This is a genomic window from Phenylobacterium sp. (genome assembly GCF_030680185.1).
GTDB lineage: Bacteria > Pseudomonadota > Alphaproteobacteria > Caulobacterales > Caulobacteraceae > Phenylobacterium.
The window spans coordinates 38,205-50,180 of the sequence record NZ_JAUXVZ010000034.1; the positions used below are offsets into that span (position 1 = coordinate 38,205).

11 protein-coding genes are annotated in these 11,976 nt (G+C 68.6%); 4 read left to right on the plus strand and 7 right to left on the minus strand.

Going from position 1 to position 11,976, the window contains the following annotated elements; genetic code table 11:
• Window positions 1-18: 18 nt before the first annotated feature.
• Complete coding sequence (locus Q8L83_RS08055; protein WP_305285827.1) at window positions 19-1,233, plus strand: FAD-dependent oxidoreductase; 1,215 nt, start codon at window positions 19-21, stop codon at window positions 1,231-1,233.
• Here Q8L83_RS08055 and Q8L83_RS08060 read toward each other — a convergent pair.
• Window positions 1,230-2,564, minus strand: coding sequence for a DUF6880 family protein (locus tag Q8L83_RS08060; RefSeq protein WP_305285829.1), 1,335 nt, complete (start codon window positions 2,562-2,564; stop codon window positions 1,230-1,232). The genes Q8L83_RS08055 and Q8L83_RS08060 overlap by 4 nt on opposite strands.
• Before the next feature lie 187 nt (window positions 2,565-2,751).
• Entirely contained in the window at window positions 2,752-3,270 is a 519-nt protein-coding gene (locus Q8L83_RS08065) for a hypothetical protein (protein ID WP_305285830.1), read from the minus strand.
• Window positions 3,271-3,416: 146 nt separating this feature from the next.
• Between Q8L83_RS08065 and Q8L83_RS08070 the strand changes: the two genes are divergently transcribed.
• On the plus strand, window positions 3,417-4,511 hold the full coding sequence (locus Q8L83_RS08070) for a hypothetical protein (protein ID WP_305285831.1): 1,095 nt from the start codon (window positions 3,417-3,419) through the stop codon (window positions 4,509-4,511).
• 2 nt (window positions 4,512-4,513) lie between these two features.
• Here the strand turns inward: Q8L83_RS08070 and Q8L83_RS08075 are convergent, their stop codons facing one another.
• On the minus strand, window positions 4,514-5,326 hold the full coding sequence (locus tag Q8L83_RS08075; RefSeq protein ID WP_305285833.1) for a hypothetical protein: 813 nt from the start codon (window positions 5,324-5,326) through the stop codon (window positions 4,514-4,516).
• Between the two features lie 80 nt (window positions 5,327-5,406).
• Here Q8L83_RS08075 and Q8L83_RS08080 point away from each other — a divergent pair, with 80 nt between their 5' ends.
• On the plus strand, window positions 5,407-6,297 hold the full coding sequence (locus Q8L83_RS08080; protein ID WP_305285916.1) for a pirin family protein: 891 nt from the start codon (window positions 5,407-5,409) through the stop codon (window positions 6,295-6,297).
• A 60-nt stretch (window positions 6,298-6,357) separates the two neighbouring features.
• Here Q8L83_RS08080 and Q8L83_RS08085 read toward each other — a convergent pair whose 3' ends face one another.
• The 4 genes from Q8L83_RS08085 to uvrC form a co-directional block, all read right to left on the minus strand.
• Complete coding sequence (locus Q8L83_RS08085; RefSeq protein ID WP_305285835.1) at window positions 6,358-7,185, minus strand: SH3 domain-containing protein; 828 nt, start codon at window positions 7,183-7,185, stop codon at window positions 6,358-6,360.
• 255 nt (window positions 7,186-7,440) lie between these two features.
• The gene (gene pgsA / locus Q8L83_RS08090) at window positions 7,441-8,064 is read right to left on the minus strand and encodes a CDP-diacylglycerol--glycerol-3-phosphate 3-phosphatidyltransferase (protein ID WP_305285837.1); all 624 of its coding nucleotides are present in this window, start codon (window positions 8,062-8,064) and stop codon (window positions 7,441-7,443) included.
• A gap of 24 nt (window positions 8,065-8,088) precedes the next feature.
• Window positions 8,089-8,352, minus strand: coding sequence for a hypothetical protein (locus tag Q8L83_RS08095; protein WP_305285839.1), 264 nt, complete (start codon window positions 8,350-8,352; stop codon window positions 8,089-8,091).
• A gap of 54 nt (window positions 8,353-8,406) precedes the next feature.
• On the minus strand, window positions 8,407-10,269 hold the full coding sequence (uvrC, locus tag Q8L83_RS08100; protein WP_305285840.1) for an excinuclease ABC subunit UvrC: 1,863 nt from the start codon (window positions 10,267-10,269) through the stop codon (window positions 8,407-8,409).
• A gap of 157 nt (window positions 10,270-10,426) precedes the next feature.
• Between uvrC and Q8L83_RS08105 the strand changes: the two genes are divergently transcribed.
• Window positions 10,427-11,572: a PAS domain-containing protein gene (locus Q8L83_RS08105; RefSeq protein WP_305285841.1), complete on the plus strand. Its 1,146-nt coding sequence runs from the start codon at window positions 10,427-10,429 to the stop codon at window positions 11,570-11,572.
• The last annotated feature ends 404 nt before the right edge of the window (window positions 11,573-11,976 follow it).

The window sequence follows — 11,976 nt, forward strand, 5'->3', positions numbered from 1 at the left end:
AGGCGGGCGCAGGCGACGATGAATGACCGGGTGGCAGTTGTCGGCGGCGGGCCGGCAGGTCTCTTTTCGGGCCTCCTGTTCGCCCGGGCTGGGGTTCCGGTCACCGTCTTCGAGAAGCACGGCGACTTCCTGCGGGACTTCCGGGGCGACACCGTTCACCCCACCACCCTCGATCTGTTCCGCCAGCTGGGTCTGCTGGAAGCCGTCCTGGAGATTCCGCACAGCCGGATCGACAGCATGCGGATTCGCATCGCCGGAGAGGTCTTTGCGGTCGCAGATCTGAGCGCCCTCCCCTTTCGGGAGCGCTACATCGCCATGATGCCGCAGTGGGACTTGCTGAAGTTCCTGGCAGATGAAGGCCGACGCTATCCCGAGTTCGAACTGCGAATGTCGACCGCCGTCACCGGCGCGACATTCGACGGCGACGGACGGGTGGATGGCGTGACACTGGCCAGCGGCGAGCGGTTCCCGGCGCGCCTGGTCATCGCCGCCGATGGGCGTCGCTCCGTCATCCGAGACTCCGCCGCCCTGCCGTTGGAGGATCTCTACGCCCCCATAGACGTGCTCTGGTTCCGGCTGGAAAAGGCCGGGGCTGCCGGGGAAGACCTGACGGCTGTGATCGGCCGCGGCCATTTCGCCGTGCTCATCGACCGGGCGGACTACTTCCAGTGCGCCTATGTCGTGGCCAAGGGCGGCCGCACCGAAATCGATGACGCCGGGCTTGACGCCTTCAAGGCTGACCTCGCCGACCTGCTGCCCGAACTTGCCCCGTCGGTCGCTCGCATCGCCAGCCTGGATGAGGTGAAGACGCTCTCCGTGCGCCTCGATCGGCTGACGACGTGGCATCGCCCCGGGCTGCTGGCCCTGGGCGACGCCGCTCACGCCATGAGTCCGGTGGGCGGCGTCGGCATCAATTTCGCCGTCCAGGACGCCGTTGTCGCCGCGAACCTGCTCGCCGGTCCCCTCGCCCTGGGGGAAAATCCAGACCCCCTGCTGCACCGGCTCCAGGCAGATCGCTGGCGCAAGATTGTCCGCATGCAGGCCGTGCAGAAAATCGCCCACGAGCGCCTGCTCGCCCCAGCCTTGGCTGGGGGTGATGACCTGCGTGCGCCCCTGCCGCTGCGCGTGCTCAGTCGCCATCGCCGTCTGCGCAGAATGGCCGGCCGGCTCCTGGGTCTTGGCCTCGGCCACGAGACGATCACCAGTCCCGATGCAGGCCGACGGCGGCCCTAACGCTGCCGCAGGTCTGCCAGGAAGGTTTCGTGGCCAGGAATGTCAGGGTCGCTGAGCCCCACGGCCAGGACCTCGGCCTCGGCGATCAGTTGCTGGACCTCCTCGGTGAAGCCGGCGCCGAGGCGCAGGAGCGCCATGGCCCGCGCCCGCACCAGCAGCAGGGCGGCCTGGGGATGGCGGGCGGACAGCCGTTCGGCCCAGGCCGGCAGATCGTTCCAGGACCCGCGCAGCTCAGAGCGCCGCTTCAGGACCAGGGCCGCGGCCTCCCGATGGGCAGGCCAGTCGATCAGGAAAGCGAGCGCCTTCATGAGATCCCCATGGCCCGCGGCGATCTCGAAGGCGCGATCGAGGGCGACCACGTCCTCGAAGTCCGCCAGCTTGGCCAGCAGCGCCCGCAGCGCGTCTTCGGACAGGGTGCGCTCGAACAGCCGCCACCGCGCGGCGTCCGCGGCTTCGACATCCCCCTCGGCCTCCAGCACGGCGATCTCTGCGGCGTACCAGCTCTCTGGCTGCGGCTCGGGCGCAGACGCCTTCGGCGCCGGGCGAGCGCCGGGGCTGGAGGTTCGCGCCGCCTCCAGGGCCTGTCGGGCCGCTGCGACCTGGCCCGCCTGCGCCAGACGCCGGGCGATCTCTGCGCCGACCTCCGGCTTCTTCTGTTCGGCTTCGGACAAGGAGAGGATCCAGGCGTCAAGATCGCCCGCCCGGTCGGCCAGCCGACGCACCACCAGGGCCAGTCGCCCGGTCGGCTTCTCCCGCCCTTGGGTGAGATCGCTCAGCAGGCGCCGCGCCAGCGCCGGGCTGAGCCCTTCCGCCCCCCGACCAACCCACACCGCCCATTCCGACAGCCGGGTGGAGAGGGCCTCGCCCAGAGTCGGCCCCGCAATCTCCGGACCCAGTTTCGAGGCCAGGGCTGTCAAATCGCCTGAGGCGGAGTCGAAGATGAGCGCCAGTTCGCCCTTGGGGTCCTGCACCCGGCGGGTAAGGCTGGGATAGAGATCAAACCAGGCCACCAGCCGATCCAGCGCCAGCGCCGGCTCCAGCGCCGCCAGCCGCTCGACGATCATACTGTTCAGCGTCCTCAGTTCGGCCAGCAATTCCGGCCGCTTGCGCCACGAGACCCGCGTCCGGCTGACCTCCAGGGCTGTCAGCCGCTTGTCGAGCTCGAAGGCCAGGTCGGCGGCCCCCACCTCGGCGGCCAGCTCCATGCGCAGGCGGCGCTTCAGGGCCGGGCTGGCGGTCTCCATCAGCAGGGCCGCCAGCCGTTCGGCGCCAAGGGACGCCAGATTGGCCTCAGAGAGAACCTTTTTCCCGCTCGGGGCGCGACGCACCATCAAGGCTCACCGCACGCGGCGAAAACGGACCCGGTCCGCGCCGGCGATCAGGAAGGCGTCGCCGAAGGTGGGCTCAAACGCGTCAGCCTGTCGGCCCTTCAGCTCGTCCCGCCGCGGATCGTATCTGCCCATTCGCCTACAACGCGCGAAAGCTGCGTGGTTGCAAGACCCGTGAAGCGCCTGACGCTCAGGACAGCTCCGCCACGCCCTCCAGGAACCGCGCGATCTGGCGATCGCCGTGCAGGCGCACCAGCGGCGTGGCCGGCGCCAGCCGAGCGATGGTCGCCTCCAGCCGCGGGCGGTTCTTGCGGTCGAAGTTCCAGATGTATTTCAGGAATTCTAGATCCACTCGCTCCGGACAGTCCGGAGCCATGTCCGGCCTCGTCTGGCCTTGGTATCGCAGGGCCCGCCAGATCACCCGCAAGAGCCGCAGGGCCAGCGGCTGGTCGATCCAGAGAATCAGGTCGGCCTGGGGCAGCCGCAGGTCGAAGGTCTTGGAGTTGTAGATGCCGTCGGTGATCCATCGCCCGCCAGCCAGGGCCTCGACCACCCGCTGACGGAAGATGGCCGGCTCGGACTCCGTCCAGCCCGCCTCCCAGAACAGCGCGTCCAGATGCACCACCGGCAGGCCGGTCTTCGCCCCCAGCCGCCGGGCCAGGGTCGACTTACCCGTGCCCGCGCAGCCCAGGATCACGACCCGCTCCATGCCCGCCCCCTGCACTGCGCAATGACCACTGCTTAGCCGTCTGACCCGACGCTTCTATGACGAAGCGAAGCGCGTCTGCTCCACAGCCAGCCCGAGCTGTCGTCAGGCCGTCACACCGCGCCCGTAGCGAACCGCTGGGGGAAGAGATGGACACAGACGGCGGCCCTGCGCGCGAAACGCTGGAGGACCTCCTCGGAGACCGCATCGTCAGCTGGGCTCGGCTGGAGCCCTGGTCGGTGATGCGCTGCCAGTTGGAGAAGGCGCGTGTCCCGGTGATCGTGAAATGGCGGCGCAGCGGCGCGGTCAGGAGCGATCGGCGGCAGATCCTTGTGGAGCACGCGTCCCTGATCTTCCTGCAGGATATCGGGGTGACCAGCGCGCCGCGGCTGCTGGCGAGCGACCTGGCCGCCGGCCTGCTGGTCATGGAGGACCTGGCGCCCCGCCGCGCCCTGGATCAGCAAATCCGCGAGGCTGGCGTCGCAGGGGCTTGGGCGGGGCTCGCCGCCTTCGCCCAGGCCTCAGGCGAACTGGCGGCTCGGACCAGCGGACGACGGGCCGAATTCGAGGCCGCGCTGATCCGGAGCGGCGCGCCGCCGACCGACCAGCGGATCGTCGATGCGCGCGCGGCCCTGGCGATGATGCAGGGGCTCGCAGGGCTCGGCCTGCCGCTTGGCCCTGCTGTCGAGGCCGATCTGGCGACGGCCTTCGCCACCCTGCTGGCGCCCGGCCCCTTGCAGGTCTTTTCCAATGGAGACTGCGAAGCCAACAACTTCCTGGCGCACGAAGGCGACGGTCGTCTGATCGATTTCGAGGCCGCCGACTTCAGGCACGCCCTGGTGGATGCGGCGGCCATGCACGTGCCTGGGCCAGCCTGGTTGACGGTGGCAGGGCCGTCCCAGCGGGCGGCGCTCGAACAGATTTACCGGGCGGCGCTGGCGACAGGGGTGCCGGCCGCCGAGGACGATGACGTCTTTGGCCTCGGCATGGCCGCGGCCTGTCTGACCCGGGCCTGCGAACGGCTCACCCGGTTCGAACGGCTGGACGCCCGGCCGTGGGGCGACGCCAGCCGGTTGCAGATGGTGGCGGCTCTGGAGGCGGCGGCCGACGCCGCATCCGACCATCGGCGCCTGCCGCACCTGGCCGGGTGGGCCCGGCGGGCGGCCTCATGGCTTCGCCGCCGGTGGCCTGACGCAGACCAGGACCTGGAGTCGCTGGGGCCCTACGCCCCCCGCGTCGCCTGAGGCTAGAGCGGGCGCATGGGCGGGGGCAGGCCGGGGCGTTCGCGGATGGGTTCGTCGGCGGTGAAGGCGCGGCAGCGGTCGTTGAAACCTCGGGTTCCGAACACATTCACACAGGCGCGGACCTCGCTTGCTACAATCCGGCCCTGCTGCTGGAGCCAGGCGCACTGGGCGGCCGAGCCGATCAGATAGGAGGCCACCGGGCTGTCGCCCCCGTCCCGGCGGGGAATGGCGCGCTCGCCGATGCGGGTGTCGGTGAAGGCCGGGGTGAAGACGAAGGGCGAGATCGAGATGGTGTGGGCGATCTCATGGGCCAGGGTGTTGAGGGCGCAGGACTGGCGGACAAGGTCGCCCGAGGCCCAGTCGGCCAGCACGTCCGGCGGCAGGTGGATCTCGCCATCCTGGCTGACATAGCCGACGCCGCCGCCGGCCGCGTAGTGGCCGCGGGCGCCTGGGGCATACGGGTCCATCATGACCAGCCGGACCGGCAGGTAGCGGCCCCGGCCGGTGAGATCGGCCAGAACGGCCTCGGCGGACCGCTCGCCCCGGTCGCGGGAGACGTAGACCGGCTGGTCGTCGGCCGCCGCCTTCAGAACCGCGGCGAATTCCGGCGTCCGCAGGAGGGCATAGGCCGTGCGCGCCACCTCCAGCAGTTGCGCCTGATGAACGGGCGCGAGGCGTGGGTCGGCCCTGAGGTCCGAGCCATCGTTCTGCCCCGTAACCTCGCGATAGAGGGAAAGCCCTCCAACGAGAATGGCCAGGGCGGCGACCGCCCACAACAGCCAGGGCGGCCGGTAGGTCTCGCGATCCGGCTTCAAGCCCATCCTCCAACTGCCCTTGGCGCCGAGACGTTCTATAGTCGCTGGCAAGCACAGCCAAACGGGAGACGACCGTGACGATCGAACGGGTGATTCAGCAGCGCCGCAAGGATCTGGGCGGCTTCGAGGTGGGACGGGTCCTGCCCTATGGCCCCCGCCGGATGGTCGGGCCCTTCATCTTCTTCGACCATATGGGGCCGGCGCGGTTCGATCCGGGCTTTCCGGCCAATGTGGACGTGCGGCCCCACCCGCATATCGGGCTATCGACCCTGTCCTACCTGTTTGACGGCCAGATCACCCATCGCGACAGCGTCGGCGCGATCCAGGAGATCAAGCCCGGCGAGGTCAACTGGATGACGGCCGGCAAGGGGATCACCCACTCCGAGCGGTTCGAGCATCTGCGGCACGAGGGCGGCAGGATGGACGGCATCCAGGCCTGGATCGCCTTGCCGGAAGCCGATGAGGAGACCGACCCCGGCTTCGTGCATTTCGGCGCAGACGAGCTGGTCCGCCACGACGAGCCGGGCCTCAGCGCCGTGCTGATCGCCGGGGCGGCGTTTGGCGCCAAGTCCAAGGTGCCGGTCCACTCACCGCTCTTTTATGTCCATTGGACCCTGCAGCCGGGCGCCCGGGCGCAACTGCCCGCCGAGTATCCCGAGCGGGCGGCCTATGTGGCGCGCGGCCAGGTTGAGGTGGAGGGCCAGACCTATAGCGAAGGCCAGATGCTGGTGTTCGAGCCGGGCCAGCCGGTGCTGTTCACGGGCGTCACCGAGGCCATCGTCATGCTGCTGGGGGGCGAGCCGGTGGGCCAGCGGTTCATCGAATGGAACTTCGTCTCGTCATCCAAGGATCGGATCGAGCAGGCCAAGGCCGACTGGCGGGCTGGCCGCATGAAGCTGCCCGACGCCGACGACCAGGAGTTCATCCCCCTGCCTGGCGATCCCCCGCCGGAAGCCAACCCGATGTCCTGAATGAAAAGGGCCTGGGCGTTTGCGCGCCCAGGCCCTGATCTTGTCCGTCAGCCTGAGCGATCAGGCGGAAGTGAGGCGCCAGCCGCCACCGGCCTCGCGGCAGGCGGTGTAGCGCTCGGTGGTGGCCTGACCCATGCGGGGCTGGATGGTCTGCTGGACGACTTTGCAGTTGGCGTTGGCGTAGCCGCCGCCGCTGGCCGCGGGCTGCACCACCCATTCGGCCACATAGCCGGTCACATAGCCGTTCTGTTCGACCAGCAGCCAGCGGTCGCCCGCCACCCGACCGGCGACATTGAAGGTCTGGCCGCCGCGCAGCTGGCCGACCACCGCGCCATTGGCGCTGGGGCTGCCGCGGAGATTCACCGTGCTGGACGTGGTGAACTGGGCGTTGGTGGGCTCGAACGAGGTGCGCAGGGGCTGCACGCGCCCGTCGAAGCGGAGATTGGCCGCCGAGGTCGCCTGGCCGTAGGACACCCCGCCGCCACCGCCGCCGCCGACATTGGCGTTGATGATGTCCACCCGGCCGGTCGTGCCTGTGGTGGGATCGTTCCACGTCTGGCTGCGGTCGGTGTTGAGGGCGGTTTCAACGGCGTTGACGACCCGCTGCTGCTCGCTGACCTGCATCCGGCAGCCGACCCAGGAACCGGCCGCGGCGCCAAGGCCCGCGCCCAGCACCGCGCCCAGGGCGCGCTCGTTCTTGCTGACCTGGCTGCCCAGCAGGGCGCCGGCCACGCCGCCGAGCAGGGCGCCGGTTTCCTGGCGCTGGCCGCTGGCCTCGCAGGCGAAGAAGTTGCCGAGCGGCGTGCCCGAGGCGGTCTGGGCCGCGGCCAGGGACGGCGCGCCGGAAAGGGCCACGACGGCGGCCATGGAAAGAAGAAGGGGGCGCATGAGAATCTCCTCAGCTGTTCGCGGTCACCCTAACGCGCCACGGTGACGTTTGCTCCCCTCGGCGTCTCATTCTTGACCAAATATGAGATTCATTCTCAATATCGATAACCCCAGGCGAGACGGATCGCACCGAGGCAGGGAGAGGGTCGATGATGCTGCGCATGGCTGGCGAAGCGATGCTGGTTCGCATGATGCAACTGGATCGGGCGGGTGGCCGACGGCCTTCGCCCGGCCCCTCGCCCCAGAAGCCGCGGTCTAGCCGGGCGCAAGAGCCTTGCGGGTCTGCTCCCAATACTGCGCCCCGGTGATCAGGGTCACCACGGCGGCCAGCCAGAACAGCGTGTGCGCGACCAGACTGGCCGGTCCCAGCAGTTCCGGCGTCTGAGGCAGGCCAAAGGCGCCCCAGGAGGCGACGAACAGCTCGGCCCCCAGGGCCGTCATCTGCAACGCCGTCTTCCACTTGGCCAACATGGTCACCGGCAGTTTCACGCCCTTGCCGGCCCCCACCTCGCGCAGAGCGCTGACGGTGAACTCGCGGAACAGGATCAGGCCGGCCGGCAGCAGCACCAGCGGCTGCGGCCCGAGGGCCATCAGGCCCAGCACCGCGCCGCAGACCAGCACCTTGTCGCCGATCGGGTCGAGGATCGCCCCCCACACCGTGACCGCATCCATCTTGCGCGCCAGCCAGCCGTCGACCCAGTCGGTGCTGGCGGCGATGACAAAGGCGATGAAGGCCCAACGCTGCAGGGAGAACTGACCCTCCATGGTCAGCCGCTCGCTGAGCCAGGGTGTTCCCCCCGCCGCCGTGGCCAGGGCCACGAACATGAACAGGGCCAGGACCAGCCGCAGGGAGGTCAGGATATTGGGCAGGGCTTTCATCGGGGCCTTCGGTCCTTAAGACGATCAGGTAAGTTCGACGGCCTTGGTGCGCTTGTCGAAAATGCAGATGCGCTTGTCGTCGCCCTCGCGGAGCACGGCGATCCCATAGGATTCCGAGCCGAAGGGATGCACGACCACGTCGGGGCTGCCCATGCCCTGGGCCTGGGCTTGGGCCAGGCATTTGGCGCGGACCTCGGCCCGGAATTCATTCCAGGCGTCGGGAGAACTGGCGCCGGCCGCAACGGGCACGGCGAGAAGGGCGGCGGCGAGGGTCAGACGAAGCAGCATGGGACATCTCCGTAGTGTTCGCCGACCATAACGCACGGACCGGCGATCCGGCGCCTATTTGCGGAACCGGTCGTGGATCCGCTGGGCCAGGGCCAGACTGACCCCATCCACCTTGGCCAGATCGTCCACCGAGGCCCGGGACACGCCCTTGGCCGATCCGAAGGCGTGCAGCAGGGCGCGCTTGCGTCCCGGGCCGACCCCGTCGATCTCGTCCAGCGGGCTCTTCTTCATGTCGATGGCGCGACGCACCCGGTGGCTGCCGATGGCGAACCGGTGGGCCTCGTCGCGCAGGCGCTGCAGGTAGTAGAGCACCGGCGACTTGGGCTCGAGCATGAAGGGCGTGCGGCCCATCATGAAGAACCGCTCCAGACCTGCGTCGCGGTCCGGTCCCTTGGCCACGCCCACCACGGCGATATCGTCCACCCCGAGATCGGCCATGATCTCCTGGGCCGCGGCCAGTTGCCCTGCACCGCCGTCAATCAGCACCAGATCGGGACGCGGGGCGGCATCGCCGGCCTCCTCGTCCTTGACCATCCTGGCGAAGCGACGACGCAGCACCTCGCGCATCATGCCGTAGTCGTCGCCCGGCGTGAGGTCGGTCCCCTTGATGTTGAACTTGCGATACTGGTTCTTCAGGAAGCCCTCGGGCCCGGCCACGATCATGCCCCCGACGGCGTTGGTCCCCATGATGTGGCTGTTGTCATAGACCTCGATCCGCTCCGGCGGCGCCTCCAGGCCGAACGCCTCGCAGACCCCCAGCAACAGCTTGGACTGGGCCGAGCTCTCGGCCATCCGCCGCCCCAGGGCCTCGCGGGCGTTGGTCAGGGCGTGCTCCACCAGCTGGCGCTTCTCGCCGCGCAGGGGCTGGACAATCTCCACCTTGCGGCCGGCCTTCAGGGCGAAGGCCTCGCACAGCAGGTCCCGGTCAGCCGGCTCCACATTGGTCAGGATCAGCTTGGGGATCGGCTTGTCTTCGTAGAACTGGCCGAGGAAGGCGGCCATGACGTCGGCGGCCTCATCGCTCTTGTCGACCCGCGGGAAATAGGCGCGGTTGCCCCAGTTCTGGCCGCCGCGGAAGAAGAAGACCTGGACGCAGGCCTGACCGCCCTCGCCGTGCAGGGCGATGATGTCGCCCTCTTCCAGGCTCTCGGGGTTGATCTGCTGTTCCTGGGCGACGGAGGCCAGCGCCCGGATGCGGTCGCGCAGGCGGGCGGCGCGCTCGAACTCCATCTCGTCGGAGGCGGCCTGCATCTCGGCCGACAGCTTGGCCATCACCGCACGGCTCTTGCCCCGCAGGAAGGCCTCGGCCTCGTTCACCAGGGCGCCATAGTCCTCCAGGGAGACCAGCCCCGTGCAGGGCGCGGCGCAGCGCTTGATCTGGTGCAGCATGCACGGCCGCGATCGGGTTTCGTAGACGCTGTCCGAACAGGACCGCAGCAGGAAGGCCTTCTGCAGGGTGTTGAGCGTGCGGTTCACCGCCCAGGCGCTGGCGAAGGGGCCGAAATAGTCGCCCTTGATGGTGTGGGCGCCCCGGTGCTTGCGCAGTTGGGGGGCGTCATGGTCCCGGCGGATAACGATCTCGGGGAAGCTCTTGTCGTCCCGCAGCAGGACGTTGAACCGGGGCTTGAGCTGCTTGATCAGATTGATCTCGAGCAGCAGGGCGTCGGTTTCGGTGCGGGTGGTGACGAACTCCATCGACCGGGTGAGATCCACCATCAGGGCGATGCGCTGGGTGTGGAAGCGGCCTTGGGCGTACTGGGTCACCCGCTTCTTCAGCGAGCGGGCCTTGCCCACATAGAGCACCTCGCCGTCCTCGCCGACCATGCGATAGACGCCGGGCGCGTCGGGCAGGCGCTTGACGTGATCCTTGATGAGGGCGGCGCCGATGAGCGGCGGCGCGGCGTCGGGTTCAACCATCAGGCCGATATAGGCGACTCAGAGCGCCAGACCCAGAGGCGCGGCGTTTACACGCGGACGAGATTGTTGATGTCTCAAGGGCCGCCCGCTATGGGCCGATACGCCCCTGTGGATCGCTTCCCCGGTGAGAGCGTTACCGGAAAATATGGGGGTAGCTTTGCCGCAGATCGACTTCAGGGCGCTGTTTGAAACCTTGCCGAGCCCGCACATGGTGCTCGACCGCGATCTCTGTTTCGTCGAGGCCAACCTCGCCTATCAGCGCACCACCGAGCGGTCGCGTGAGGAACTGATCGGCCGCAACATCTTCGACCTGTTTCCCAATCCCGGCGAGGGTGGCCGCCAGCTTCGCGACTCGCTTCAACGGGTCCTGGACACCGGCCAGCCCGACACCCTGGCGCTCATCCCCTACGCCATTCCCCTGCCCGTCTCCCTGGGCGGCGGTTTCGAGATGCGCTTCTGGTCGGCCGTTCACACCCCGCTGTTCGATCCGGCCGGCAATGTCACCCATGTGCTCCAGAACACGGTGGACGTCACAGAGATCGAGCGGCTGAAGGACATCGCATATGGCCCTTCCGGCGGTCCGGCTGAGCCGCCCATCGAAAGCGCCACCCAGCTCTACCAGCGGGCGCGGGAACTTCAGCAGACCAATCTGATCCTGGTCGAGGAGACCAATCAGATCCGCAACCTGTTCATGCAGGCGCCCGGCCTCATGGCCGTGTTGATCGGGCCGGACTTCGTCTTCCGGCTGGTGAACAACGCCTATCAGAGCCTGATCGGCCGCCGCGCCGTGATCGGCAAGCCCCTGCTGGAGGCCCTGCCCGAGCTCGAGGGCCAGGTCTTCCAGGACATCCTCACCGAAGTGATGCGCACCGGGCAGCCCTATGTGGGGCAGGCCGCCAGCGTTCTCCTGCAAAGGCAGGCCGACGGACCGCCGGAGGAGCGGTTCCTGGACTTCATCTATCAACCCATCCTCGATGGCCGCGGGGTTCCCTGGGGCGTGTTCATCGAAGGCAGCGACGTCACCGCGCGGGTGCGGGCCGAGCGCCAGCAGAAGCTGTTGCTGGACGAGCTGAACCACCGGGTGAAGAACACCTTGGCCACCGTCCAGGCCATCGCCGCCCAAACCCTAAGAACCACCGCCAGCCCAGCCGACTTCCGCGAAGCCTTCGAGGCTCGCCTGCTGGCCCTGTCGGCCACTCACGACCTGCTGACGCAGTCGGTCTGGCGTGGGGCCCAGCTGGACGAGGTGATCCTGATGGAGCTGCGTCCCCATGGCGCCGAGCGCTACAGGCTCTGTGCCTAGACACTTGATCCTGGAGTAGGCGGGATGAGGCGGGATAACCCGGGACAAGGTGGGACGGGGCCTTTGGAATCAAGGGTTTTGGGCCGTCTCGGGGGTCGGTCGGGCGGCGAGGCGGTTGTCCGGCGGATCGGGCCAGAATCGGCCCTCAAGGGCGTTTTGGACAGTCAAAACCGGAGTGCGGTTTAGACATTCGACGGGCCGCCCAGGGGCGTTCGACGCGCGGTCGGCGTGGCCCGCGGGAAGCCTTGATCCATAAGGGTTGAGCAGCGCTCGAAGGGTGTTTGAAGGGCGTTCGAGGGCGCAGCCTGGCCACTCCGGCGGGCGCGTTTTGGCCGCATGGAAGTGGGAAGCGAACTGGGAAATGCCCTTCCCACTTCGGCATGTTGTTCCCAGTTCCAAAAAAG

Bases quoted from the DNA above. Each gene is read 5' to 3' on its own strand.
- Q8L83_RS08055 (WP_305285827.1), top strand. From the start codon at position 19: ATGAATGACCGGGTGGCAGTTGTCGGCGGCGGGCCGGCAGGTCTCTTT.
- Q8L83_RS08060 (WP_305285829.1), bottom strand. From the start codon at position 2,564: ATGGTGCGTCGCGCCCCGAGCGGGAAAAAGGTTCTCTCTGAGGCCAAT.
- Q8L83_RS08065 (WP_305285830.1), bottom strand. From the start codon at position 3,270: ATGGAGCGGGTCGTGATCCTGGGCTGCGCGGGCACGGGTAAGTCGACC.
- Q8L83_RS08070 (WP_305285831.1), top strand. From the start codon at position 3,417: ATGGACACAGACGGCGGCCCTGCGCGCGAAACGCTGGAGGACCTCCTC.
- Q8L83_RS08085 (WP_305285835.1), bottom strand. From the start codon at position 7,185: ATGCGCCCCCTTCTTCTTTCCATGGCCGCCGTCGTGGCCCTTTCCGGC.
- pgsA (WP_305285837.1), bottom strand. From the start codon at position 8,064: ATGAAAGCCCTGCCCAATATCCTGACCTCCCTGCGGCTGGTCCTGGCC.
- Q8L83_RS08095 (WP_305285839.1), bottom strand. From the start codon at position 8,352: ATGCTGCTTCGTCTGACCCTCGCCGCCGCCCTTCTCGCCGTGCCCGTT.
- uvrC (WP_305285840.1), bottom strand. From the start codon at position 10,269: ATGGTTGAACCCGACGCCGCGCCGCCGCTCATCGGCGCCGCCCTCATC.